Below are 26059 nucleotides of genomic sequence, written 5' to 3' on the forward strand. Positions count from 1 at the left end.
GCGTGTCCGGGGCGCGTCCCCCGCTGACCAACCGCTCGGAATGCCCGGTCGGACAGCGCATCACGTCACTCGAGGGGGGACATCCCGGCCGCCGTCGCGCCGCGTTCCGCTCCCCACCGCACCCGCAGCGCCGGCCCTCCGGCCGTCTCCGGTACGACTGCCGCGTGCCGCCCGTGGCCGGTGGCGGCGAGCACCCGCACGTCCGGTGCACGGTCCAGGACGCCGCCGCCGGGGTCGTCGTCCCCGAGGCGGCGTACGGGATCGCGGTCCGGCATCACGATGTCGCGTACGACGACCGCGCACAGGTACAGCGTGCCCAGCAGATGCGCGGCGATGGCCACGTGGTAGCCGTCCGGAGGCAGGCCCTTGGCGTCCTCGCCGCCGTTGGTGTAGGCGAGGTACAGCCAGATGCCCAGGTAGTACGCGACCTCGCAGCCCTGCCAGATGAGGAAGTCGCGCCAGCGCGGCCGGGCGAGGGCCGCGAGCGGGATGAGCCACAGCACGTACTGCGGCGAATACACCTTGTTGGTGACGATGAACAGCGCCACGACCAGGAACGCGAGCTGCGCGAAGCGCGGCCGGCGCGGCGCGGTGAGCGCGAGGGCGCCGATGCCGAGGCAGCCGAGGAGCATCAGGCCGGTGGCGTAGACGTTGGCGTCGTCCAGGGGCTCGCCGGAGCGCTGGGAGATGATCAGCCAGAAGGAGCCGAAGTCGACCCCGCGCTCCTGGCTGAAGGTGTAGAACTTCGCCCAGCCGTCCGGCGCCTTGATCATCACGGGCAGGTTGACGACGAGCCAGGAGCCGGCCGCGGCGGCGATCACGGTGCCGAACTGCCGGAGCCGTCCGGCCCGCAGACAGAGCACCAGCAGGGGCCACAGCAGCAGCACGGGGTACAGCTTGGCGGCGGTGGCCAGCCCCAGGAGCACCCCGGCGGCGGCGGGCCGGCTGCGGGACCAGGCGAGCATCGCCGCGGCGGTGAGCGCGACGGCGAGCAGGTCCCAGTTGATCGTGGCGGTGAGCGCGAGCGCGGGGGCCAGGGCGACCAGGAGCCCGTCCCAGGGACGGCGGCGGTGTGTGCGGGCGACGCAGACGGCGACGATCGCGACGCAGATCATCAGCATGCCGGCGTTGACGAGCCAGTAGACCTGCTCGCGGTGCACGAGGTCCTCGCCGCCGGGGGTGAGCCAGGAGGCGACCTCCATGAACACCCCGGTCAGGACCGGGTACTCCAGGAACTCCATCCCGCCGGAGGTCTCCGGCGGAATACGGTCGAAGTACGGCGTGAGGTCGTCGGCGAAGCCGCGGCCCTGGTAGAGGTGCGGGATGTCGGAGTAGCAGGCCCGGGTGTACTGCGCGTTGGCGCCGGAGAACCAGGCGCCGTCGTAGCACGGGTACTTCTGCACCATGCCGAGCGCGAACATCCCGATCGCCACGAGTGCGATCACCCGCACCGGGGCCCACCAGCCGCCCGCCAGCGCCCGGCGGCCCAGCGGCCCGCCCAGCACCTCGCTGCCGCGGGCGGCGATCTCGTCGTGCCGGGTGGGGGCCACGGGCGGCTCGGCCGGTGCCCCGGCGGCTGCCGGCCGCCCGGCCGGGTCGTGGTCCACGCTCGTCATGGGGCCATCCTGCCGTACGGGGACGGGGCGCAGGCGGGCGTCCGTGCGCCGCGCCCGGGAAACGGTCCGGCCCCGGTCGCGTACAGGCGGCCGGGGCCGTGGCGCGGACTTCCCGCCGGACCCCTCAGGACACGTCGGCCCGGGTCGGGGCGGCGGGCGTCAGGGGATCAGTCCTCCGCCGTCGTCGCCGCCCGAATTGCCGTTGCCGCCGTTGGGCTGCCCGCCGGTGTCCGTCTCTCCCGTCGTTTCCCCGGTGGTCGTCTCCCCGGTCGTCTCGCCGGTGGTCGTCTCCCCGGTCGTCTCGCCGGGACCCCCGTTCGTGGCGCCGCCGGTCTGGCACTCCAGGTCCCACGGCTCGCAGGTCTGGCTGGGCGGGGGCGTGGTCGAGGGCGGCGGGGTGTAGGTCGGCTCGTCCGGCTTCTCGGTGTGCTGGGTCTCGGTCGGCTCCGGGTCGGTCTCCGACTCGGTGGGGCTGGGGACGCCGCCGCCGTCGACGATCTCGCCCAGCGGACCGGGGTCCGGGAAGTCCTTGACGTCTTCGCCCTTCAGGGCAGCCTTCATGTAGTTGGTCCAGATCTCCGTCGGGATCGCGCCGCCGTGGATGGAGTCGAAGCCGCCGGTTCCGTTCATGGACAGCAGTTCCTGCTTGTCGCTGCGCGGATCGGTGCGGAAGAGGGTGACGGCCGTGGACAACTGCGGGGTGTAGCCGACCCACCAGGCGGACTTGTTCTTGTCCGTGGTACCGGTCTTGCCCGCCGCGGGCCGGTCGAGGTCGCGCGCGGCGGCGCCGGTGCCGGAGCCGTACTCGCCGAACTCGCCGTCGATGACGTTCTCCTTCATCACCTTCGTGACGGTGTCGGCGACGTCGGCGTCGATGCCGCGCTCCGTGCGGTGGTCCTGGTACCCGTCCAGCTCCTGGCCGTCCTTGACCACCTTGGTCACGGAGTACGGCTCGATGTGCTCGCCGGAGGCGGCGAAGGTGCCGTACGCGCTGGCCATGCGGATGGCGCTGGGGGTCGAGGTGCCGATGGAGAACGAGGCGTTGTTGTTCGGGTCCATCGAGTCCTCGAGGATGCCGAGGTTCTCGGCCGTCTCGCGGACGTTCTCCAGTCCTACGTCGATGCCGAGCTGGACGTACGGGGTGTTGATGGACAGCCCGGTGGCCATGTTCAGGTCGACGTATCCGTAGCTGTTGTCACCCTCGTTGACCTGCCGGAAGTCGTCGCCGCCCGGTCCGGGCATCGGATCGCCGTTCTGGTCCCGGATGATGATGTTGTTGTTGCCGTTGTACTTGCTCTCCGGTGAGATCGGCTTACCGTCGCTGCGGTACGTGCCGTTCTCGAAGGCGGAGGCGAGGACGAACGGCTTCCAGGTGGAGCCGACGGGTACGCCGAGGGTGTCGGCGTTGTTGGTGAAGTGGTCCTTGTCGAAGCCCTCGCCGCCGTAGAGGGCGACGATCTTCCCCGACGTCGGGTCGACGGAGGCCCCGCCGAACTGGACGTACTTGTCCTTCTCCCGCGTCTTCGGGTCGAGGTACTCCTTGCGGGCGTCGTCGACCGCCTCCTCCATCTGCGCGACCTTCTTCTTGTCGAAGGTCGTGTAGATCCGGTAGCCGCCGCGCTCCAGCTCCGCCTTGTCGATGTTGGAGGTCTTCAGGACGTATCTGTTGGCCGTCTCGATGAGATAGCCCTTCTGGCCCGTCAGCCCCGCGCTCGGGTTGTACTTCTCGATCTTGGGGAACTTGTCGAACTCGGCCCGCACGGCCGGCGACATCATCTTCTCGCCGTTCTCCATCTCGACCTCGGTCTGCCGGTCGAGGATCCACTCCCAGCGCTCCTCGGCGCGCTTGCGGTTGTCCTCCGGCGAGGCGCCCGGCACGGAGCCGCCCTGGGGGTCGTAGAGGTCGGGGCCCTTGAGGACGGCGGCGAGGAAAGCGGACTGGTCGGGCTTGAGGTCTTCGGCGTCGACGCGGAAGTACGCCTGCGCGGCGGCCTGGATGCCGTAGGCGCCGCGGCCGTAGTACGCGGTGTTGAGGTAGCCGGCGAGGATCTCGTTCTTGTCGACCTTCGCGCCCACCTTGATGGAGACGAACAGCTCCTTGACCTTGCGGGAGAGCGTCTGCGACTGGTCGTCGAGCATGGCGTTCTTCACGTACTGCTGGGTGATGGTCGAGCCGCTCTGGGTGGAGCCGCCGCCCGCCATGTTGATGACGGCGCGGGTGATGCCCTTGGGGTCGATGCCCGGGTCGGAGTAGAAGGTGGCGTTCTCCGCGGCGATGACGGCGTTCTGCATCTCCATCGGGATGTCTTCCAGATCGACGATCTGGCGGTTCCTCTCACCGCCGTACGTCGCCATCTGGGTGCCGTCGGACCAGTAGTAGACGTTGTTCTGGGCCCGGGCGGCGGCGGCGACGTCGGGGACGCTCACCAGCATGTAGCCGAGGAAGAACAGACCGACGAGCGCGCCGAAGCCGAGCACGCACATCCCCATGACCTGTTTCCAGGAGGGGAGCCAGCGGCGCAGGCCGGTGTGGTTCGAGCGGGGGTAGTCGATGAAGCGCTTGCGCGGCGGCGGCTCGGGGCGGCGCCTGCGGCGCGGGCCGTCGTAGCCCCCGGCGGCGGAGTGGCTGCGGCCGTGTCCGGCCGCCTCTCCCGCCGCGGCGCCGGCGCCCGCTCCGTAGCCGGGATTCCCGCCGGGAGCTCTCCGCCGGCCGCCGCCTCCGGCGGCCCGGCGGCCGGCCATGTTGCCCCCGTCCGTGCCCTGCGTCCCGCGGCGGCCGGAGTTCGCGCCGTGACGGCCTCCTCCGCGGCCGCTGTTCGGCGGCTTGCGACGGTGCTCGCTCATGAAGGGACTACTCCTCGAACAGGTGGCATCGCCTGTGGGCGTTTTCTGTCAGCCGGTCCCCCCGATGCACGACCGGTTCTCTGTCCTCTGGCAACCAGCCGCACTGTACCGAGGACGAAGACGTCCGGATGGGGCTCCCGGTTCCCTGGAGACAGCATGCGGAACAGAGTACGCATCGGCGTTGCCCGCTTTGCGCCGGGTATTACGTGCTATAGCGGACACTTCGGCGTGCCCGGTGAGGCCAATGTGACGCCGTTCACAGAACCCTCACTTGCAGCCGCCCGAAGCCCGTTCTATCGTCGGGATGTATCGAGGCGATACATCAGGACGACACATCGGTGCGACACATCGGTAGGACACATCGCCCCGGTAACACCAGAGCGGGACATCCGCGGCACGGGAGGAGGCGGCGATGAGCAGGCGCTCAGACATCCTGGAATTCGCCGTCCTCGGCCTGCTCCGTGAGTCCCCCATGCACGGCTACGAGCTGCGCAAGCGGCTCAACAGCTCGCTGGGGGTGTTCCGCGCGTTCAGCTACGGCAGCCTCTATCCCTGCCTGAAGACTCTCCTCGCGCAGGGATGGCTGACGGAGGAGACCGCTCCCCCACCACAGGACGGTCCCGCCGTACCGCTGTCCGGCCGGCGCGCCAAGATCGTCTACCGGCTGACGGCCGAGGGCAAGGAGCACTTCGAGGAGTTGCTCGCCCAGACCGGGCCCGAGGCGTGGGAGGACGAGCACTTCGGCGTCCGCTTCGCCTTCTTCGGCCAGACGTCGCGTGACGTACGGGTCCGGGTGCTCGAAGGCCGGCGCAGCCGACTGGAGGAGCGTCTGGACAAGATGCGCACATCGCTGGCGCGCACACGCGAGCGACTCGACGACTACACCCTGGAGCTGCAAAGACACGGGATGGAGTCGGTCGAGCGTGAGGTGCGCTGGCTCACCGAGCTGATCGAGAGCGAACGGGCGGGGCGCGACCAGCGCCCTTCGGGAGACGCCGGTTCAGCAGAGACGGGCGGCCTGCCCCGTGACCGGGACAGCACCCGGCCGGATCCGTCCGACGACACCGCCAACTGAGGCCCTGCCCTCGCACGGCCTCATCGAACAACAGGGAGCAACCGTCAATGGGTTCGGTACGCGTAGCCATCGTCGGCGTGGGCAACTGCGCCGCGTCTCTCGTGCAGGGCGTCGAGTTCTACCGGGACGCCGACCCGCATAGCCGGGTGCCCGGGCTCATGCACGTCCAGTTCGGGGACTACCACATCCGTGACATCGAGTTCGTCGCGGCGTTCGACGTCGACGCCAAGAAGGTGGGCCTCGACCTCGCCGACGCCATCGGGGCGAGCGAGAACAACACCATCAAGATCTGCGACGTGCCCAGCAGCGGCGTGACCGTGCAGCGCGGCCACACGCTCGACGGCCTCGGGCGTTACTACCGCGAGACGATCGAGGAGTCCGCCGAGGAGCCCGTCGACGTCGCGCAGGTGCTGCGGGACCGGCAGGTCGACGTGCTGGTCTGCTACCTGCCGGTGGGCTCCGAGGACGCCGCCAAGTTCTACGCGCAGTGCGCCATCGACGCCGGCGTGGGCTTCGTCAACGCGCTGCCGGTGTTCATCGCGGGCACCAAGGAGTGGGCGGACAAGTTCACCGAGGCGGGCGTCCCGATCGTCGGTGACGACATCAAGTCGCAGGTCGGCGCCACCATCACGCACCGCGTCATGGCCAAGCTCTTCGAGGACCGGGGCGTCATCCTGGACCGCACGATGCAGCTCAACGTCGGCGGCAACATGGACTTCAAGAACATGCTGGAGCGCGACCGGCTGGAGTCCAAGAAGATCTCCAAGACCCAGGCCGTCACCTCCCAGATCCCCGACCGCGACCTGGGCGAGCACAACGTGCACATCGGCCCGTCGGACTACGTCGCCTGGCTCGACGACCGCAAGTGGGCGTACGTGCGCCTGGAGGGCCGTGCCTTCGGCGAGGTGCCGCTGAATCTGGAGTACAAGCTGGAGGTCTGGGACTCGCCGAACTCCGCGGGCATCATCATCGACGCGCTGCGCGCCGCGAAGATCGCCAAGGACCGCGGCGTCGGCGGCCCGGTGCTCTCGGCGTCCTCGTACTTCATGAAGTCTCCGCCCGTGCAGTACTTCGACGACGAGGCGCGGGAGAACGTGGAGAAGTTCATCCGCGGCGAAGTCGAGCGCTGAGCACCGCCACCGCCGACGACTCGCCGTCTTCAGGGGCCCCGGGCTGCAGCCCGGGGCCCCTGGGCATGTGATGCTGAACGCCATGCCCGTTGTCCGCGACCTCCGCAGTCTGCTGCGGCTGCACGGCTTCCGCCGGCTGCTGGCCGTCCGGCTGCTCTCCCAGGGTGCCGACGGCGTCTACCAGGTGGCGCTCGCCGCGTACGTGGTCTTCTCCCCCGAGCGGCAGACCTCGCCGGCCGCCATCGCCTCCGCGATGGCGGTGCTGCTGCTGCCGTACTCCCTCGTCGGCCCCTTCGCGGGCGTGCTGCTGGACCGCTGGCGGCGCCGGCAGGTGCTGCTGTACGGGAACCTGCTGCGCGCGGTCTTCGCCGCGGGCACGGCGGCGCTGCTGCTGGCCGGGGTGCCGGACTGGCTCTTCTACCTCTCCGCGCTCTCCGTCACCGCCGTCAACCGCTTCGTGCTCTCCGGGCTCTCCGCCGCGCTGCCGCGTGTGGTGGACACCGAGGAGCAGCTCGTGGTCGGCAACTCCCTGTCGCCGACCGCGGGCACCCTGGCGGCCACGGCGGGCGGTGGCGTCGCATTCCTCGTGGGTCTCGCCGGGCCCGAGGGGAGCGCGGCGGACGCCCTCACGGTGCTGGTCGGCTCGGGGCTGTATCTCTGCGCGGCGCTGGCGTCGCTCCGGATGGCGCCGGAGGCGCTGGGTCCGGACCCGGAGCTGGTGCTGCCGCGGATAGCGGCGGCGGTCGCCAGCACCGCGCGCGGGCTCGTCGCGGGGGTACGGCACCTGGGTGAGCGGCGCGAGGCGGCACGGGCACTGTCCGCCATGGGCCTGATGCGCTTCTGCTTCGGCGCGCTGACCGTGATGCTGCTGATGCTCTGCCGCTACGCCTGGTCCGACGGCGAGGACGACGGCATGGCGTTGCTCGGTGTGGCCGTCGGCCTGTCGGGGCTGGGGTTCTTCGTCGCGGCGGTGCTGACGCCGTCGCTGGTGACACGGCTGGGCCGGGCGGGCTGGATGACGCTGTGCGCGGCGCTGGCCGCGGTGCTGACACCGGTGCTGGCGCTGTCGTTCGCGCCGGGGCCGATGCTGGTGGCGGCGTTCGTCCTGGGGGTCACGACACAGGGCGTCAAGATCACGACGGATACGGTGGTGCAGTCGTCGGTGGACGACGCCTACCGCGGCCGGATCTTCTCCCTCTACGACATGCTCTTCAACATCGCCTTCGTGGGCGCCGCGGCGTCCGCGGCGGCCCTGCTGCCCAGGGATGGGCGCTCGGCGGTGCTGGTGGCCGGAGTCTCGGTGATCTTCGCGGGCATCGCCTTGGCGATGTTTCACGTGAAACACGCCCCGGCGGAGGAGGGGAAGCCCGCGGGCCTGGAGGGCAGCGCCGTCGCCGAGCCGCATGTTTCACGTGAAACGTGACGCCCGCATCCGTCGCGGTGACGCCGTCTCCGTACGCCCCCGGCCTGCGGGAGCGTAGCCCTCAGGCGGGCGGGTTCTGCTCCGCCCACCACGCGCGCAGCGCCTCGACCGCCTCCTCGCGCTCCATGGGGCCGCGCTCCAGCCGCAGCTCCAGCATGTGCCGGTACGCGCGGCCGACCGCCGGCCCGGGGCCGATGCCGAGGATCTTCATGATCTCGTTGCCGTCGAGGTCCGGGCGGATCGCGTCCAGCTCCTCCTGCTCCTGCAGCCGGACGATGCGCTCCTCCAGGCCGTCGTACGCACGCTGCAGGGCCAGCGCCTTGCGCTTGTTGCGGGTGGTGCAGTCGGAGCGGGTGAGCTTGTGCAGCCGGTCCAGCAGCGGCCCGGCGTCACGCACGTAGCGGCGCACCGCGGAGTCCGTCCACTCGCCGGTGCCGTAGCCGTGGAAGCGCAGGTGCAGCTCGACCAGCCGCGAGACGTCCTTGATCTGGTCGTTGGGGTACTTCAGCTTCGTCATCCGGGCCTTGGCCATCTTCGCGCCCACCACCTCGTGGTGGTGGAAGGAGACCCGGCCGTCCTTCTCGAAGCGGCGCGTGCGGGGCTTGCCGATGTCGTGGAGCAGCGCCGCGAGCCGCAGCACCAGGTCCGGGCCGTCCTCCTCCAGCGCGATGGCCTGCTCCAGCACGATCAGGGAATGCTCGTAGACGTCCTTGTGCCGGTGGTGCTCGTCACGCTCCAGCCGGAGCGCGGGCAGTTCCGGCAGCACGTGCTCGGCCAGCCCTGTATCGACCAGCAACTGCAGCCCCGCCCGGGGACGGGGGGCGAGGAGCAGCTTGTTCAGCTCGTCCCTCACCCGCTCGGCGGACACGATCTCGATCCGCGCGGCCATGTCGGTCATCGCCGCGACGACCTCCGGTGCCACCTCGAAGCCCAACTGCGCCGCGAACCGCGCCGCCCGCATCATCCGCAGGGGGTCGTCGCCGAAGGACTCCTGCGGGGTGCCCGGGGTGCGCAGCACCCGGGCCGCCAAGTCGTCCAGCCCGCCGTGCGGGTCGACGAACTCCTTCTCCGGCAGCGCCACGGCCATCGCGTTGACCGTGAAGTCCCGGCGGACGAGATCCTCCTCGATGGAGTCGCCGTACGAAACCTCGGGCTTCCGCGACGTCCGGTCGTAGGCCTCGGAGCGGTACGTGGTGATCTCGATCTGCAGATCGCCCTTGCGGCAGCCGACGGTGCCGAACGCGATGCCGACCTCCCACACCGCGTCGGCCCACGGCCGGACGATCTCGAGCACCCGCTCCGGGCGGGCGTCGGTGGTGAAGTCGAGATCGTTGCCGAGCCGGCCGAGCAGCGCGTCCCGCACCGAGCCTCCCACCAGCGCCAGCCGGGCGCCGGAGTCCCGGAAGCGATGGGCCAGGTCGTCGGCGACGGGGGAGACGCGCAGCAGTTCGCTGACGGCGCTGCGCTGGGCACGGCTGAGCGTGGCCTGCTGGGTTCGGTGGTCTTCGCGGGCGTTCGGCACAACAGAACAGGGTACGGGCCGCGCACCGCGGGACCGCAACTGGCCACCCTTCGAGGCCTCTCCGAACCGTCCCGGAACCGATCGGGCGGGAGAGCGCCCCGAGGTTGATGCGGTCCCCGCCACCCGGCGTCCCGTACCTCGTTACCATCGGGGTCCAAGGCAGGCGGCACAAGGCCGCGGGCCGGGCACGAGGACGACGAGGACGGGCGAGCGCGTGGCCGAGCTGGCACATTTGACCGGGTCCCCGGGCGGCCCTCCCGCCCGTCCCCCGGCCCACCGGCGGCTGCTGACCGCCCTGCTGCTCGTGGCGCTCCTGCTGCCGGCCGCGCTCGCGCAGGTGCCGGCCGCCGGCGAGGCCCACGCACAGCCGTCGGGTTCCCGCTCGGTGAACGTGTCCGTGGATTACATGAACCCGTCCGTGCCCTCCGGCGGGGACGACCTCACGGTCTCCGGGAAGGTCACCAACAGGACCGACGCCAGGATCTCCGACCCGCACGTTTCGCTGCGCCTCAGCGGGCCGCTGACGAGCCGCAGCGAGGTCACCCAGGCCACGGAGCGCACGGGCTGGATCTCGGAGTACGACGGGGCCGAGATCGACGGCCCCGGCACCAAGGAAGTGAAGAGCCTGGCGCCCGGCATGACCCGCGATTTCAGCATGACGATCCCGGTGAACCGGCTGCCGCTGGACACGCCCGGCGTCTACCAGCTCGCCGTCTCCCTCAGCGGGACCTCCGCGGACGTCGGCTACGAGCAGGTGCTCGGCATCGAGCACACCTTCCTGCCCTGGCAGCCCGACAACCTGTCGACCAGGACCCGGCTCACCTTCGTCTGGCCGGTCATCGCCACCCCGCAGCTCACCGCGCGCACCGAGCCGGACGAGCAGCAGACGCCGGTACTCGCCGGCGACGGCCTGCTGGAGCAGATGGAGCCCGGCGGCAGGCTCCAGCAGATGGTCGCGCTCGGCGAGGAGCTTCCCGTGACGTGGGTCCTCGACCCGGATCTGCTCGCCACGGCGGCCGCGATGACCGAGGCGTACAACGTGGTGGACGAGAACGGCGAGACCGTCCCGGGCAAGGGCCAGGCCGTCGCCCGGCAGTGGCTGGCCGATCTGCAGAACGCCGTGAAGGGCCGCGAGGTCGTCGCGCTGCCCTTCGGGGACCCCGACCTGGCCTCCATCGCCCACCGCGGCCGCAAGGTCTCCGGCACCCTCGACCAGCTCGGCAACGCCACCACCCTGGCCCGTATGACCGTGGAGTCGGTCCTGCACCTGGAGCCGGAGACCGACCTCGCCTGGCCCGCGGAAGGCGCGATCGACAAGCGCATCGTCGGCGTCGCGGGCGCGGCCGGGGCGCAGTGGATCCTCGCCCGCAGCGACAGCATGACCGACGGCGGCCTGTCGTACACCCCGACGGCGGCCCGCCCCATCGGCGGTGGCCGGACGGCGCTGGTGGCCGACGCGCAGCTCTCCCGGGTCTTCGAGGGGGACATGAGCCGGGCGGAGACGTTCTCCCTGGCCATCCAGGAGTTCCTCGCCCAGACGCTCGTGACGACGTTGCAGCAGCCGAACCTCCAGCGGAGCATCGTCGTCGCCCCGCAGCGCACCCCGACGCTCGGCCAGGCTCAGGCGATGGCGGAGGCGCTCGGTGACCTCGACACCAGCACGTGGATGACGCCGCTGAACCTCAGCAGCGCCGTGACGCAGCCGGCCGACCCGGCCGCCAACCGCACGGTGCCGAGCAGGGGCGCGTACCCGAAGAAGCTGCGGAAGCAGGAGATCCCCCGCGAGGCGTTCGACCGGATCCGCGCCACGGGACAGCAGCTCGACGACTTCTCCGAGATCCTCGACCGGAGCCGGCGGGTCATCGTGCCCTTCGGCAATGCGCTGCTCCGTGAGATGTCCACGCAGTGGCGCGGCCGCAAGGGGGAGGCGGAGGCGTTCCGGCGCGGGGTGCAGGGCTACCTTCAGGACCTCACGTCGGAAGTGCAGCTCATCGACAAGTCCGACCTCACGCTGTCCGGCAACAGCGGCACGATCCCGGTGACGGTGCAGAACAACCTGGTGCAGAACGTCCGCGGGCTGGAGCTGCGGCTGACGTCGGACGTGCCCAGCCGGCTGCGGATCGAGAAGGACCGGCAGTCCATCGAGGTCGCGGGCGGGCACAGCACCTCGGTGAAGTTCGAGGCGTCCGCGCGTGCCAGCGGACCGGTGAACATCACCGCCCAGCTCTTCACCGAGGACGGCAAGCCCTTCGGCGCAGAGAAGACCTTCCAGGTGGAGGTGACGTCCATCACCTCCACGGTGCTGCTCGTCATCGGCGCCGGGATCCTGCTGCTCGTCCTCGCCGGGGTACGGATGTACTCGCAGCGCAAGCGCGCCGCCCGGGCGGCGGAGACGGGCGAAGACGCCGACGGGAACGGGGAAGAGGACGGAAACGGGGGCGGGGACGGCGGCACCGGCGGTGCCGGCAGCCCGGAAGACACGGCGGATCCCGGTAGCGACGGCGATACCGGGGAATCCGACAAGGAGACACACGGAACGCGCCTCACCGGGAGCGACCGCGCCGACGACACCGACACGGAAAGCGGTGCCCGGTCGGGTGCCAGTGAGAGAGTGGAGCGGTGAGAACGACCAGGCCGTTTCCAGGCCGGCCATGACCCTTGTGGGGTGTCGATGAACGCGCCGTACGACGGTGACCACAGCCAGGGCGCGGGTGATCCCGCGAACCTGCCGCCTGCCGGGTCGCCGCCTCCGCCTGCGCACCAGCAGCCCCCGGCCGACCAGCAGAACACCGACCCGTACGCGCCCGACCCGTACGCGCAGAGCGGCCAGGATCCGTACGCGCAGTATCCGCAGGAGTACTACGCCCCGCCCGCCGCCGACCCGTACGGGCAGGGCGCCCCGGGCGGCCACTACGCGCAGCCCGCCGCTCCCGACCCCTACGCCCAGCACGCGCCCCCCGCCCACCCGGCATCCCCGGATCCGTACGCGCAGCACGGCCAGCAGGCACAGCACGGCCAGCAGGGCCAGCACCCCCACTCCGGCCAGCACGCCCAGCAGCCGCCCTACGGGCAGCCGCAGCAGCCGCGGCACGGCGGGCCCGCGCAGCAGGGGCACCCCGGTCAGTACGGGCGTCCCGTGCCGCCCGCGCACCAGGGGCAGCAGCACGGCGGTCAGCAGGCCCCCGGCCCGTACGGCAGGCCGGGGCAGGACCCGTACGCCCAGCACGCCGACCCGTACGCCGCCGGTCCCCAGGCGCCCGCCCCGCAGGCGCCGCACGACCCCCGCTCCCCGTACGGGCAGGGCGCCCCCCGGGCCCCGCGCTACCCGCAGCAGCCGCACCACCCCCGGGGCGGGCAGCAGCAGCACCCGCACGCCGACCCGCGGGACCCGTACGGCCAGGCCGGCGCCCAGGCCGCGGCCTCCCCGTCGCCACCGCCCTATCACCAGGACCCGTACCTCCAGGACGCCTACGCGCCCGACCCGTACCAGCAGCGCGCCGACCCCCTCGGCGACGCGCTCTACGACCACGCCGCCCACCCCCCGCCGGCGCCCGGCAGCCAGCCCGCCGCCCAGCCGCCGTACCAGCAGCCGCCCTCGCCGCAGTACGGCGCCGACCCCCGGATGTGGGCCGGCCCGCCCGCGCCGGAGCCCGACGGCCCCACCCGGCACCTGCGCTACGGCGACCAGACCACGCAGTTCATCGGCGTCGACGACCTCGTCACCGGGGCCGGCCATCCGCCGCAGCCGGAGGAGGACGCCTTCGCCCACCTCTTCCGCGACCAGCGCGCCCCGCAGCCGCCCCCGGCGGACGCCCAGCAGCAGCCCGCGGCGCCCGCGCCCGTACCGCCGCAGCGCACCCGCGGGGGCCGGGTCGCCAGCCTGGCGCGCTCCAGCGCCGTCATGGCCGCCGGCACGCTCGTCTCACGCATCACCGGGTTCCTGCGCACGCTGGTGATCTCCGCGGCCCTCGGCGTCGCGGTCCTCGGCGACACGTACACCGTCGCCTACACACTGCCGACGATGATCTACATCCTCACCATCGGCGGCGGCCTCAACTCCGTCTTCGTCCCGCAGCTCGTGCGCGCGATGAAGAACGACCCCGACGGCGGCATCGCCTACGCCAACCGGCTGCTGACCCTCGTCTCGGTCATCCTCGGCGGGATGGTCCTCGTCGCGGTGTTCGCCGCGCCGCTGCTCATCCGCGCGATGTCGGTGAAGATCGCCGACGACCCGCAGTCCAACGAGGTCGCCGTCTCCTTCGCGCAGTACTGCCTGCCCACCATCTTCTTCATGGGCATCCACGTCGTGATGGGGCAGATCCTCAACGCGCGCGGCAGCTTCGGCCCGATGATGTGGACTCCTGTCCTCAACAACATCGTCATCATCGCCACCTTCGGCCTCTTCCTGTGGGTCTACGGCACCTCCGACTCCTCGGCGATGGACGAGAGCACCATCCCCGAGGAGGGCGTGCGGCTCCTCGGCGTCGGCACGCTGCTGGGCCTCGTGGTGCAGTCGCTGGCGATGATCCCGTACCTGCGGCAGACCGGCTTCAAGATCCGGCCCCGCTTCGACTGGAAGGGCCACGGCCTCGGCAAGGCCGCCAAGCTCGCCAAGTGGACCTTCCTCTTCGTCCTCGCCAACCAGGCCGGCATGCTCGTCGTCACGCAGCTCGCCACCTGGGCCGGCGAGTCGGCCTCCGAGGTGGGCCACGACGGCACCGGCATCATGGCCTTCCAGAACGCGCTGCTGATCTGGCAGATGCCGCAGGCGATCATCACCGTGTCGGTGATGGCCGCGATGCTCCCGCGTATCTCGCGGGCCGCCGCCGACGGCGAGCCCACGGCGGTGCGCGACGACATCTCGCACGGCCTGCGCACCTCGGCCGTAGCCATCGTGCCGATCGCCTTCGCGCTCGTCGCGCTCGGCATCCCGATGTGCACGCTGTTGTTCGCCGCGGTCGGCAGCGACCCCGCCACCTCGATCGGGTACGTGCTGATGGCCTTCGGCCTCGGGCTGATCCCGTTCTCCGTGCAGTACGTCGTGCTGCGCGGGTTCTACGCCTATGAGGACACCCGCACGCCCTTCTACAACACGCTGATCGTCGCCGCGGTCTTCGCCTCCGGCTCGGCGATCGCGTTCCTCCTGCTGCCCGACCGGCACGCGGTCATCGGCATGGCCGCCTGCTACGGCGTCGCGTACACCGTCGGCGTCGGCGTCGCCTGGCGGCGGCTGAAGCAGCGCATGGGGACCAACGACCTGGACGGGGCCCACGTCGTGCGCACCTACGCGCGCCTCGTCGGCGCCAGCATCCCGGCGGCGCTCGCCGGCGGCGGCGCCGCGTGGGCGGTGACCGACAAGCTCGGCAACGGCGTCACCGGATCCCTCGCCGCGCTCGTCGCCGGCTCGGTCGTCCTCGGCGCGATCTTCCTCGTCGCGGCCCGGCGGATGCGGATCCAGGAGCTGAACGCGATGATGGGGATGGTCCGCGGGCGCCTCGGCCGGTAACCGGGGGCACAACCTTCCGTCATCGCCGTGTGTCGTGGATGACGAGAGGCTGTGGGCACAATTGTCACGGCGCGGCTGCACGACACGAGAGTTGGGGAGGCAGGAACGGCGGTGGCGGAACGGAGCACGGCAGCCGTCGACGGCTCGGCGGCCGACCGCAGCGATGCGGCCGACACGACGGATGCGGCGGGCACGGAAGGCCCGACCGGTCCCGCGAAGACCCCCGCTGCCGAGGCCGCTGCCCCGGCAGCCCCCGACCCCGGTGCTTCGGAAGCCGGTGAGGCTGAGCCGGCTGCGGAGAAGCCTCCCACCGCGGACACCCCGCCCGCCGGGCCGCGCCGGGCCGGCGTCCCGGTCGCCGAGATGCACAGCGGCCACAAACTCGCCGAGCGCTACCGCCTGGAGGAGTGCGTCACCCGGCTCGACGGCTTCAGTAGCTGGCGCGCGGTCGACGAGAAGCTGCGCCGCGCCGTCGGCGTCCACGTCCTGGCCGCCGGGCACGACCATGCCGACGCCGTCCTCGACGCTGCCCGCGCCGCGGCCCTCATCGGCGACCCGCGCTTCGTCCAGGTCCTCGACGCCGTCGAGGAGAACGACGTCGTCTACGTGGTCCACGAATGGCTCCCCGACGCCACCGAGTTGTCCACGCTGCTCGCCGGCGGCGCGCCGATGGAGCCGCACGAGGCGTACGAACTCGTCACCCAGGTCTCCCAGGCGCTGGCAGCCGCCCACCGCAAGGACCTCGCACACCTGAGGCTCACGCCGTCCGCCGTGCTGCGGACCGGCAGCGGGCAGTGGCGCATCCGCGGGCTGGCCGTGCACGCGGCGCTGCACGGCACCGAGGCGGACGACCCGCGGCGCACCGACACCGAGGCGGTCGGCGCCCTGCTGTACGCGGCGCTGACGGGCCGCTGGCCGTACGAGGGGGACGCCTACGGGCTCGCCGGGCTGCCCAAGCACGTCGGCCTCATCGCCCCGGACCAGGTGCGTGCGGGCGTGCACCGCGGACTCTCGGAGCTGGCCATGCGCGCGCTCGCGGCCGGCTCTCCCGCCGCCGCAGCGCACGCGCGGCCGTGCACGACGCCGGCGGAGCTGAGCGCCGCGTGCGCCGAGCTGCCCCGCATCCGCCCCCCGGAGCCGCAGTACACACGCACCGCGCCGTACCAGCAGACGACGTACCAGCAGGGCTACGCGCAGAGCGGCGGCCTCCCCGGCGGCCCCGCCGCGCGTCCGGTCGCTGCCGTGCCGCCGGCCGCTCCGCCCACGCTGCCGGGGCGGACCGGCAAGGCCGTGAAGTGGTGCGTGTCCGTGCTGCTGATCGTCGCGCTGGCCCTCGGCAGTTGGCAGCTCGCCGACGCCCTCCTCAACCACGACGCCCGCAGCGGCGACACCGGCAACTCCGCGGCGCAGCCCGGTGGGAGCGGGGGCACCGGCGGCGGTCGCGGGGGCGGCAAGCCGGTGGAGATCGAGAGCGCCCGGGACTTCGACCCGTACGGCACCGGCAGCGAATCCCCGAGCAGTGTCCCGGCGGCCTACGACTCCGACCCGTCGAGCTACTGGGAGACCAAGTGGTACACCAGCGAGGTCTTCGGGAATCTCAAGGAAGGCGTCGGTCTGGTCCTGGACCTCGGTGAGCCGAAGCGCGTCGGCAGTGTCAAGGTGTCCCTCGTCGGCGACAGCAAGCTGACCGCCATGGCCACCCCGCAGGACACGGCGTCGATGCCGACGGACCTCTCCGGCTTCGAGGAGTTCGACGCGGCGGAGGGCACCAATCTGACGCTCAAGCCCACCAAGCCGGTCGTCACCCAGTACGTTCTGCTGTGGCTCACGGAGATTCCGCCGTCGAACGAGGGCAACTTCCGTGGCAAGATCTCCGACATCCAGATTCGGAGCTGAGCCCGCAGCATTCGACCGGGGGAGGGGGTCGGCGTTGGAGAACGCCAACGGCGACGTCGATGACCGTACGCTCCTGGCCCGGCATGTCTCCGGTGAGGACCCGCACGCCTTCGCCGAGATCGTCCGACGCCACCGGGACCGGCTGTGGGCCGTGGCGCTCCGCACCCTCGGCGACCGGGAGGAGGCCGCGGACGCGGTGCAGGACGCGCTGCTCTCGGCGTTCCGGGCGGCGCACACCTTCCGCGGCCAGTCCGCCGTCACGACCTGGCTGCACCGCATCACCGTGAACGCCTGCCTGGACCGGGCTCGCAAGACCGCCAGCCGCCGCGCGGCACCGGTCGCGGACACCGAGCACTTCGAGCAGTTGCTGGAGCCGGAGGAGTCCGCCGAGGCGCCCGCGGAGCGGGAGGACACCGGCCGTGAGCTACGCCAGGCGCTGGCGACCCTCCCCGTGGAACAGCGCGCCGCACTGGTACTCGTGGACATGGCGGGCTATCCCGTCTCCGAGGCGGCCGATGTCCTCGGCGTCCCCGCGGGTACCGTGAAGAGCCGATGCGCCCGCGGTCGCGCCCGCCTCCTTCCCCTCGTACGGCATCTGAGGCTGTCCGCCGCCGGCTCCGGGACAGCGGCACGGAACCCGGCGCAGGGGACATCCGTCCCACAGACGACAGAGCAGAGCGACGCACGCGCGGCGAAGGGCGGAGGTGACAAGGCGTGACGCAGACCCCGCGGCCCTCGGGCTCCGACGACGGACACCCGGGGGTCGAGGAACTGGCCGACCTCGCCGAGGGCCTGGCGTCCCCCGCCCGCAGGCAGCAGCTCCACCGCCACCTCGACGAGTGCGCCACCTGCCGTGAGATCCGCGACGCCCTCGACGGCGTACGCGGGCTTCTCGGCAGCCTTCCGGAGCCGGGCCCGATGCCCGCCGAGATCGCGGGGCGCATCGACGCGGCACTGGCCGCCGAGGCGCGCTACGAGGCCGATGTGTCCACGGCCGATGTTTCACGTGAAACCGCATCGCCGGCGACCCACGTGCCCGCGCCACGCGAGGCAGTTTCACGTGAAACACGAGCCGCCCGCTCGCACCGCAGGCCCGCCGGCCACCGCGCGGACGCCACCGGCCCCGGACGGCGTGCCCGGCGCTGGCCGCGCCTTCTCCTCGGCACCGCCGGGGCAGCCGCGATCGTGGCGCTGAGCGTCCTGCTCGTCCAGCTCCCGGAGACCGGCGGAAACGACGCCGACACCGTGGACGTCTCCGCCGATCAGGAGCGGTCCCAGGGGAACGCCCCGCGGGTCGCACCGAGTGACGCCGCCCAGGGGCCGCTGAGCCCCGGCACGCTGGAGTCCCGGGTACGCGGCATGCTCCAGGAGCCGGAGCGGCGGGACGGCGCCGGCGCCGGCGACAGCACCGCCGAAAGCGGCGACGGTCCTCTCGTCGCCGAGGGGGACACCCCGCGAGTACCCACGTGCGTACGGTCCGCCGTCAACCGCTCCGAGACACCGCTCGCGGCCGAGACAGACACGTACGAGGGAACCTCCGTCTACCTCGTCGTGCTGCCGCACCCCGGCGACCCTCAGCGAGTGGACGCCTACGTGGTGGATTCCTCCTGCGCAGCCTCCCCGGACCAGCCGGGCGAGATCCTGCATCGCGACACCTTCCGGCGACCTTGAGCCGCGCCCATCCGACCACGGGAATGTCCGGCCCGTAGGATCCGTTGGGTGGGGTGAGAGGGACAGGGCGCAAGCGGTTCCCCGCCCCTTCAGGCAGCCGGTCGTAGACAAGGAAGAGTCCGTGAGCGACGTTCGCAACGTGATCATCATCGGCTCGGGGCCGGCGGGGTATACCGCCGCGCTGTACACCGCCCGCGCCGCGCTGCAGCCGCTGGTCTTCGAGGGCGCCGTCACCGCCGGTGGCGCGCTCATGAACACCACGGACGTGGAGAACTTCCCGGGGTTCCGCGACGGGATCATGGGCCCGGATCTGATGGACAGCATGCGGGCGCAGGCGGAGCGCTTCGGCGCCGAGCTGGTTCCCGACGACGTGGTGGCCGTCGATCTCACCGGCGACGTCAAGACCGTCACCGACACCGCGGGCACCGTCCACCGTGCGCGGACAGTGATCGTCTCCACCGGATCGCAGCACCGCAAGCTGGGGCTGCCGCGGGAGGACGAGCTGTCCGGCCGCGGCATCTCGTGGTGTGCCACCTGTGACGGCTTCTTCTTCCGCGAGCAGGACATCGTGGTCGTCGGCGGTGGCGACACCGCGATGGAGGAAGCCACGTTCCTCTCCCGCTTCGCCAGCAGTGTCACGGTGGTCCATCGCCGGGACAGCCTGCGCGCCAGCAAGGCGATGCAGGAGCGGGCCTTCGCGGACCCGAAGATCTCGTTCATCTGGGACAGCGAGGTCGCCGCCATCCACGGCGACGCCAAGCTCTCCGGTCTGACCCTGAGGAACACCAAGACCGGCGAGGAGTCCGAGATCGCGGTCACGGGTCTGTTCATCGCCATCGGACACGACCCGCGCACGGAGCTGTTCAAGGGTCAACTGGAGCTCGACGGGGAGGGCTACCTCACGGTCGACGCGCCCTCCACGCGCACCAACCTCCCCGGGGTCTTCGCGTCGGGCGACGTCGTCGACCACACCTACCGCCAGGCGATCACCGCCGCCGGGACGGGTTGCTCTTCGGCGCTGGACGCCGAGCGCTACCTCGCCGCAATCGCCGACCAGGAGAAGTCGGCGGAGCCGGAGAAGGTCGCAGACGCCGTCTGAGACCGAGCAGCCATCAACGCACAACGACGTAAGGAGTACGCCATGGCCGGTGCCACGGTGACCGCAACCGACGCGGACTTCGAGGAGAAGGTCCTCAAGAGCGACAAGCCCGTCCTGGTCGACTTCTGGGCCGCCTGGTGCGGCCCGTGCCGCCAGATCGCGCCGTCGCTGGAGGCCATCGCCGCGGAGAACCCGGAGAAGATCACCATCGTCAAGCTCAACATCGACGAGAACCCGGGGACGGCCGCGAAGTACGGCATCATGTCGATCCCGACGATGAATGTCTACCGGGGCGGCGAGGTCGTGAAGACCATCGTCGGCGCCAAGCCGAAGGCCGCCCTGGAGCGCGACCTCGCCGAGTTCATCGGCTGACGAAGCGATCGGCGTTTCACGTGAAACGTCGACGCGGCGCGTGAAGCAGACGCGGACAGACGAAGGGCCCGTCCCCGGGGGACGGGCCCTTCGTCATGCCGGGACGGATGTCAGAGCGGCCGCAGCACGGGATCCTTCCGCGCGGCGCCGAGCAGCTTGTCGAGCGCCAGCTCCACGTCCTCCTTCCAGGAGATCGCGGAGCGCAGCTCCAGCCGCATCCGGGGATAGCGGTGGTGGGGCCGTACGGTCTTGAAGCCGACGGCCACCAGATGATCCGCGGGCAGCATGCACGCCGGCTCCTTCCAGGCCGCGTCGCCGAACGCCTCGACGGCTTTGACGCCCCGGCGCAGAAGGTCCTTCGCGACGGTCTGGACGATGGTCCGGCCGAGCCCCTGCCCCTGATACCCCGGGTTGAGCCACGCGGTCATCAGTTGGACGGCGTCCGCCGACACCGGGCTCGTCGGAAAGGCGAGGGAGCGGGGCACGTAGGCGGGCGGGGCGTACATCACGAATCCGGCCGGCACATCATCGACGTAGACGACGCGGCCACAGGATCCCCACTCCAGCAGCACGGAGGAAATCCAGCGTTCCTTCTCCAGCTCCGGGTGCCCGGACTTGACGGCTGCCTCACCGCTGACGGGATCCAGTTCCCAGAAGACGCACGAGCGGCAACGCCGGGGGACGTCCGCGAGATTGTCCAGAGTGAGCGGTACGAGCCTTCGCCCCATGAAGCCCGATCCTCTCTTTCACCGGCATCCCCCTCGATTCCGTATGCATCGTATCCGGAGATGACAAAACAGGCCGCGGATTCGGTCCGCGGCCTGTCTCGTCGGGGCGAGGAGGAGAGGGGGTCACTCGTCCTCGTCGCCGTCCTCATCGCTCAGCTTCTTCTCCAGCACCTTGCCCTCGCCGGGTGCCATCGACCCGAGGATGCGCTCCAGATCCTCTATCGAGGCGAACTCGACGACGATCTTCCCCTTCTTCTGCCCGAGGTCGACCTTCACCCGGGTCTCGAAGCGGTCCGAGAGCCGGGACGCGAGATCGGTCAGCGCCGGAGACATCCGGTTGCCGGCCCGCGGCGCCTTCGGCCGGCGCCCGCTCTTGGGCTCCGACCCCATGAGGGTCACGATCTCCTCGACAGCCCGCACCGACAGGCCCTCGGCCACGATGCGGTGTGCCAGCCGGTCCTGCTCGCCCGCGTCCTCCACGGACAGCAGCGCCCGTGCATGGCCGGCGGAGATCACCCCGGCCGCCACCCTCCTTTGCACGGGCGGCGAGAGCCGCAGGAGCCGCAGCGTGTTGGAGACCTGAGGGCGGGAGCGGCCGATCCGGTCGGCGAGCTGGTCGTGCGTGCACTCGAAGTCCCGCAGCAACTGGTCGTAGGCGGCGGCCTCTTCCAGCGGGTTGAGCTGCGCCCGATGCAGGTTCTCCAGCAGCGCGTCCAGGAGGAGCTTCTCGTCGTCCGTGGCGCGGACGATCGCGGGGATCCGCTCCATACCGGCCTCGCGGCAGGCACGCCAGCGGCGCTCACCCATGACCAGCTCATAGCGGTCCTGGCCCAGCCGGCGGACGACCACCGGCTGGAGGAGGCCGACCTCCTGGATGGAGGTGACCAGTTCGGCGAGGGAGTCCTCGTCGAACACCTCGCGCGGCTGCCGCGGGTTCGGCGTGATGGCGTCCAGCGGAACTTCGGCGAAGTGCGCACCGGCCACTTCGCCGCCCTCCGCGGCACCTTCGACGGCCGGCGGCGCCTCGTAGGCGTGCTCCGGCGGTACCTGTTCCTCGTACCCCTGTGTCTCCGGCTGCGGCGCCCGCTCCGACACTATGACCGGCACCGCGCCCGGCGACATGGTTGCGCCGCCGACCAGCGGTCCCGAGTCATCGGCGGGGGTGGGAGCGGCGGGGATCAGCGCCCCCAGCCCGCGGCCCAGCCCTCTGCGTCGTTCCGTCACTGAGCCCCTCCGTCGTGCTGCTCGTGATGAGCTTCGCCCTGTCTGGGCATACCCCGCAGGGCCATCTCGCGGGCCGCCTCCAGATAGGAGAGCGAACCGCTCGACCCTGGATCGTAGGTGAGGACCGTCTGCCCGTAGCTCGGTGCCTCGGAGATCCGCACCGAGCGCGGAATGCTGGTCCTCAGCACCTCGGCGCCGAAGTGGCCGCGGACCTCGTCCGCCACCTGGGAAGCCAGGCGCGTCCTCCCGTCGTACATGGTGAGGAGGATCGTCGACACATGGAGGCGGGGGTTGAGATGCCCGCGCACCAGGTCGACGTTGTGCAGCAGTTGGCCCAGCCCTTCCAGCGCGTAGTACTCGCACTGGATGGGGATGAGCACCTCGTTGCCCGCCACCATGGCGTTGACCGTCAACAGGCCCAGCGACGGCGGGCAGTCGATGAAGATGTAGTCCAGCGGCTGCTCGTAGGCGTCGATCGCTCGCTTCAGCCGACTTTCCCGCGCCACCAGCGAGACCAACTCGATCTCCGCGCCGGCGAGATCGATGGTCGCCGGCGCACAGAACAGCCCCTCGACATCGGGGACGGGCTGCACCACTTCGGCCAGCGGCTTGGCCTCCACCAGCACGTCGTAAACCGACGGGACCTCGGCGTGGTGGTCGACGCCCAGTGCGGTCGAGGCATTGCCCTGCGGGTCGAGGTCGATGACCAGCACCCGGGCCCCATGCAAGGCCAGCGATGCCGCCAGGTTGACCGTGGTGGTGGTCTTGCCGACCCCACCCTTCTGGTTGGCGACCACCATCACGCGGGTCTGCTCAGGTCGCGGCAGACCCTGACCGGCCCGCCCGAGCGCCTCTACGGCGAGTTGAGCGGCACGGCCGATCGGAGTGTCGTCCATCGGAGGCGGAGTTTCACGTGAAACATCCGCCGATTCGGAGCGGGGACCGGGGACCGGATCGGCCATCGGCCCCGCGACATTGGCGTCGGACCGCAAGGATTCACTCTCCTCGACTTCAGACTCGCACTGCACAGAGCCTGCCATGCTTTCGGGGTCGCGAACCAGCGAGGCCCGTCCTCCTGTGGATGATTCCTTATCCACAGCCGAATCGCAGACCTCTGCGGCACTGCGTCCTCGGCTGAGGATCCCGGGGAGCAACGAACGATGTTTCACGTGAAACACGATGCACAGCCCCGCGGGGGCACCACCGCAGCGACACTCCGGTGTATGTACGGTAGGCGGCTTTAATGGACCGATCGGCCCTCTTTCGGATACGAGCAGACTAACGGCGTCGGCCGTGCCCGCCGCGACCGCCCTTCCGCGCGGCCCGGGCCCGCTTGGCGGCGAAGCGCACACCCCCCGGGCTCTCGCCCACCACGGCCCGCACCACGGTCGCCGGCGGGTCCACCACATCGGCTCCGACCTGCACGATCTCGGTCTCCGTGACGCCGAGCTTGTGCAACGCCGACTTCGAGGCGCGCAGTTCCTCCTCGGCGCTCTCGCCCTTGAGCGCCAGCATCTCGCCGTACGGGCGCAGCAGCGGCACACCCCAGCCGGCGAGCCGGTCCAGCGGGGCGACCGCCCGCGCGGTGACCACGTGGACGGGCTCCAGCGTGCCGAGGACTTCCTCGGCCCGGCCGCGCACGACGGTCACCTGCCGCTCCAGCCCCAGCAGCTCGGTGACCTCCTGCAGGAACCGGGTTCGCCGCAGCAGCGGCTCCAGCAGCGTGATCCGCAGGTCGGGACGGACGAGCGCCAGCGGAATGCCGGGCAGTCCGGCGCCCGAGCCGACGTCGCAGACCGTGACGCCATCGGGTACCACCTCGGCGAGCACCGCGCAGTTCAGCAGGTGCCGCTCCCACAGCCGGGGGACCTCCCGCGGGCCGATCAGCCCGCGCGTCACCGCCGTGTCGGCCAGCAGCTCGGCGTAACGCACCGCGTCCGGAAGGACGCCGCCGAAGACCTTTCCGGCAGCTTCCGGCGCCGGCGGAAGATCCGCAACTTCGGACACGGGGACGTCCTCTCGCTGGAGCGGGGGCGGGCGGCGTGAGGTGACAGGGGAGCAATCTGGGCCGGTCGGGTCAACCGGCCCAGGGGTGGAGCAACGGTGTTCCGGTCAGGCCGGGAGCACGACCACGCGTCGCTGGGGCTCCTCGCCCTCCGACTCGCTGCGCAGCCCCGCGGCCTTCACCGCGTCGTGCACCACCTTGCGCTCGAACGGGGACATCGGCCGCAGCTTCTCCGGCTCGCCGCTCTCCTTGACCCGCTCCACGGCCTCGGTGCCCAGCTCGGTCAGCTCCTCCCGCTTACGGGCACGGAACCCCGCGATGTCCAGCATCAGACGGCTGCGGTCACCCGTCTCCCGGTGCACGGCCAGCCGCGTCAGCTCCTGCAGCGCCTCCAGCACCTCGCCGTCGCGCCCCACCAGCTTCTGGAGCTGTCGGTCCGACGCACCCTCGCTGATGATCGACACCGAGGCCCGGCCGCCCTCGACGTCCATGTCGATGTCGCCGTCGAGGTCCGCGATGTCGAGCAGCTCCTCGAGGTAATCGGCGGCGATCTCGCCTTCCTGCTCCAGGCGGGTCAGCACGTCCTCGGCGCCGGCCTCGGTCTGCTCGGGCTGGGACTCGATTTCCGAACCGGCTTCACCGGTCGCGGAAGCGGTGTCCGTCACGTGGGGGCTCCTTCTTACTTCTTCGACGGGTGCTTGGGCCGCTGCGGCCCCTTGCGCTGACCGGACTTCGTGTTACGGGCGTTCCCGCCCGCACCGCCGCGGCCGGATGAGCCGCCCGCCTTCTTCTTCGCGGCGCTCGACGCGGGCTTCTTGTCCTCGGGCTCCGCCTCGCCGTCCCGGTCCTCCTGGCGCTGGCCGGAGCCGCCGGACTGGGCGTGGCTGCGGCGCTGGGACTTCGACTGCCGCTTCGGCTGCTGCCGCCGGCCGGGGTCGCCGCCGGGCTTCGCGTCCGCCAGCGGGGTCTCGCTCTTGATCACGGTGCCGTCGGCCTGGGGCAGCAGGTCGTGCTTGGCCAGCGCCGAGACGAACTTCCGCTCGTCCTCGTTGCGGTCCTTGCCCTTGGCGACCATCTGCTTGACGACGTAGCGGTCGCGGCGGCCGCGCACACCGCCGTGGTCGATGAGGTGCTTCTGCATGCGCTCCAGCAGGTGCGCGTAGGACTTGCTGCCCGGGGTGGGGTTCCGCTTGATCACGTACATCTGCTGGCCCATGGACCACACGTTCGTCGTCAGCCAGTAGATCAGGACGCCGACGGGGAAGTTGATGCCGAAGACGGCGAACATGAGCGGGAAGATGTACATCAGCATCTTCTGCTGCTGCATGAACGGCGTCTTGACCGTCAGGTCGACGTTCTTCGTCATCAGCTGGCGCTGCGTGTAGAACTGCGACCCCGACATCAGCACGATCATGATGACGGTGACGACCCGCACGTCGGCGAGCGTGGAACCGAGGCTCTCCACCTTGCCCGCGCTGTCCATGAACTTCGCCGCGATCGGCGCACCGAAGACGTGGGCCTCACGGGCCTGCTCCACCTGCGTGGCGTTGAGGACGCCGACCTCGTTGTTACCGGCGATCTTGTTCAGCACCTGGAAGAGCGCCAGGAAGAAGGGGGACTGCGCGAGGATCGGAAGACAGCTCGAGAGCGGGTTGGTACCCGTCTCCCGGTACAGCTTCATCATCTCCTCGGACTGGCGCTGCTTGTCGTTCTTGTAGCGCTCTTGGATCGCCTTCATCTTCGGCTGCAGCACCTGCATGTTCCGTGTCGCCTTGATCTGCTTCACGAAGAGCGGAATCAGCGCGATACGGATCACGACCACCAGCGCCACGATGGACAGCCCCCACGCCCAGCCGCTGGCCTCGTCGAAGACCAGGCTGAACAGCGAGTGGAACTGGACGATGATCCAGGAAACGGCGATATAGAGAGGTTTGAGGACCGTGTCCAC

General features: G+C 71.0%; 19 protein-coding genes. 10 read left to right on the forward strand and 9 right to left on the reverse strand.

Features of this window, described 5'->3' with window-relative positions; translation table 11 throughout:
- Positions 1-65: 65 nt before the first annotated feature.
- Positions 66-1616 (reverse strand): glycosyltransferase 87 family protein, encoded by a 1551-nt coding sequence (locus I003_RS0121480; protein ID WP_027773394.1) that lies wholly within the window; start codon positions 1614-1616, stop codon positions 66-68.
- A gap of 159 nt (positions 1617-1775) precedes the next feature.
- Complete coding sequence (locus I003_RS0121485) at positions 1776-4460, reverse strand: transglycosylase domain-containing protein (RefSeq protein ID WP_027773395.1); 2685 nt, start codon at positions 4458-4460, stop codon at positions 1776-1778.
- Positions 4461-4872: 412 nt separating this feature from the next.
- Here I003_RS0121485 and I003_RS0121490 point away from each other — a divergent pair, with 412 nt between their 5' ends.
- The 3 genes from I003_RS0121490 (at position 4873) to I003_RS0121500 (ending at position 8088) form a co-directional block, all read left to right on the forward strand.
- The gene (locus I003_RS0121490) at positions 4873-5535 is read left to right on the forward strand and encodes a PadR family transcriptional regulator (protein WP_027773396.1); all 663 of its coding nucleotides are present in this window, start codon (positions 4873-4875) and stop codon (positions 5533-5535) included.
- Positions 5536-5582: 47 nt separating this feature from the next.
- A complete protein-coding gene (locus tag I003_RS0121495; RefSeq protein WP_027773397.1) occupies positions 5583-6665 on the forward strand; it encodes an inositol-3-phosphate synthase in 1083 nt (360 codons plus the stop codon).
- Between the two features lie 82 nt (positions 6666-6747).
- Positions 6748-8088, forward strand: coding sequence for an MFS transporter (locus I003_RS0121500; RefSeq protein WP_051368373.1), 1341 nt, complete (start codon positions 6748-6750; stop codon positions 8086-8088).
- A gap of 61 nt (positions 8089-8149) precedes the next feature.
- On the opposite strand, the gene I003_RS0121505 is transcribed toward I003_RS0121500, so the two are convergent.
- A complete protein-coding gene (locus tag I003_RS0121505; RefSeq protein ID WP_027773399.1) occupies positions 8150-9610 on the reverse strand; it encodes a CCA tRNA nucleotidyltransferase in 1461 nt (486 codons plus the stop codon).
- Positions 9611-9842: 232 nt separating this feature from the next.
- On the opposite strand from I003_RS0121505, the gene I003_RS0121510 reads away from it, so the two are divergent.
- The 7 genes from I003_RS0121510 (at position 9843) to trxA (ending at position 20154) form a co-directional block, all read left to right on the forward strand.
- The gene (locus tag I003_RS0121510; protein WP_027773400.1) at positions 9843-12233 is read left to right on the forward strand and encodes a DUF6049 family protein; all 2391 of its coding nucleotides are present in this window, start codon (positions 9843-9845) and stop codon (positions 12231-12233) included.
- A 48-nt stretch (positions 12234-12281) separates the two neighbouring features.
- Entirely contained in the window at positions 12282-15116 is a 2835-nt protein-coding gene (gene murJ / locus I003_RS0121515) for a murein biosynthesis integral membrane protein MurJ (protein ID WP_027773401.1), read from the forward strand.
- A gap of 111 nt (positions 15117-15227) precedes the next feature.
- Positions 15228-17012, forward strand: coding sequence for a protein kinase family protein (locus I003_RS0121520; RefSeq protein WP_027773402.1), 1785 nt, complete (start codon positions 15228-15230; stop codon positions 17010-17012).
- 34 nt (positions 17013-17046) lie between these two features.
- A complete protein-coding gene (gene sigM, locus I003_RS0121525; RefSeq protein WP_027773403.1) occupies positions 17047-17730 on the forward strand; it encodes an RNA polymerase sigma factor SigM in 684 nt (227 codons plus the stop codon).
- Positions 17727-18683: a hypothetical protein gene (locus tag I003_RS0121530; RefSeq protein ID WP_027773404.1), complete on the forward strand. Its 957-nt coding sequence runs from the start codon at positions 17727-17729 to the stop codon at positions 18681-18683. The genes sigM and I003_RS0121530 overlap by 4 nt, the downstream gene beginning before the upstream one ends.
- A gap of 121 nt (positions 18684-18804) precedes the next feature.
- On the forward strand, positions 18805-19782 hold the full coding sequence (gene trxB, locus I003_RS0121535; protein ID WP_027773405.1) for a thioredoxin-disulfide reductase: 978 nt from the start codon (positions 18805-18807) through the stop codon (positions 19780-19782).
- 12 nt (positions 19783-19794) lie between these two features.
- Complete coding sequence (gene trxA, locus I003_RS0121540) at positions 19795-20154, forward strand: thioredoxin (protein WP_486584326.1); 360 nt, start codon at positions 19795-19797, stop codon at positions 20152-20154.
- 110 nt (positions 20155-20264) lie between these two features.
- Here the strand turns inward: trxA and I003_RS0121545 are convergent, their stop codons facing one another.
- The 6 genes from I003_RS0121545 to yidC form a co-directional block, all read right to left on the reverse strand.
- The gene (locus tag I003_RS0121545; RefSeq protein ID WP_027773407.1) at positions 20265-20882 is read right to left on the reverse strand and encodes a GNAT family N-acetyltransferase; all 618 of its coding nucleotides are present in this window, start codon (positions 20880-20882) and stop codon (positions 20265-20267) included.
- A 123-nt stretch (positions 20883-21005) separates the two neighbouring features.
- Positions 21006-22106 (reverse strand): ParB/RepB/Spo0J family partition protein, encoded by a 1101-nt coding sequence (locus I003_RS0121550; protein ID WP_027773408.1) that lies wholly within the window; start codon positions 22104-22106, stop codon positions 21006-21008.
- Positions 22103-23146: a ParA family protein gene (locus I003_RS0121555; protein WP_078564246.1), complete on the reverse strand. Its 1044-nt coding sequence runs from the start codon at positions 23144-23146 to the stop codon at positions 22103-22105. Before I003_RS0121555 ends, I003_RS0121550 begins: the two co-directional genes overlap by 4 nt.
- Before the next feature lie 238 nt (positions 23147-23384).
- On the reverse strand, positions 23385-24113 hold the full coding sequence (gene rsmG, locus I003_RS0121560) for a 16S rRNA (guanine(527)-N(7))-methyltransferase RsmG (protein WP_027773410.1): 729 nt from the start codon (positions 24111-24113) through the stop codon (positions 23385-23387).
- Positions 24114-24218: 105 nt separating this feature from the next.
- Positions 24219-24734 carry a R3H domain-containing nucleic acid-binding protein gene (locus I003_RS0121565; RefSeq protein WP_027773411.1) on the reverse strand — a complete coding sequence of 172 codons (516 nt, stop codon included), beginning with the start codon at positions 24732-24734 and terminating at the stop codon, positions 24219-24221.
- Positions 24735-24790: 56 nt separating this feature from the next.
- Entirely contained in the window at positions 24791-26059 is a 1269-nt protein-coding gene (gene yidC, locus I003_RS0121570) for a membrane protein insertase YidC (protein WP_027773412.1), read from the reverse strand.

This window comes from Streptomyces sp. CNQ329 (genome assembly GCF_000482585.1).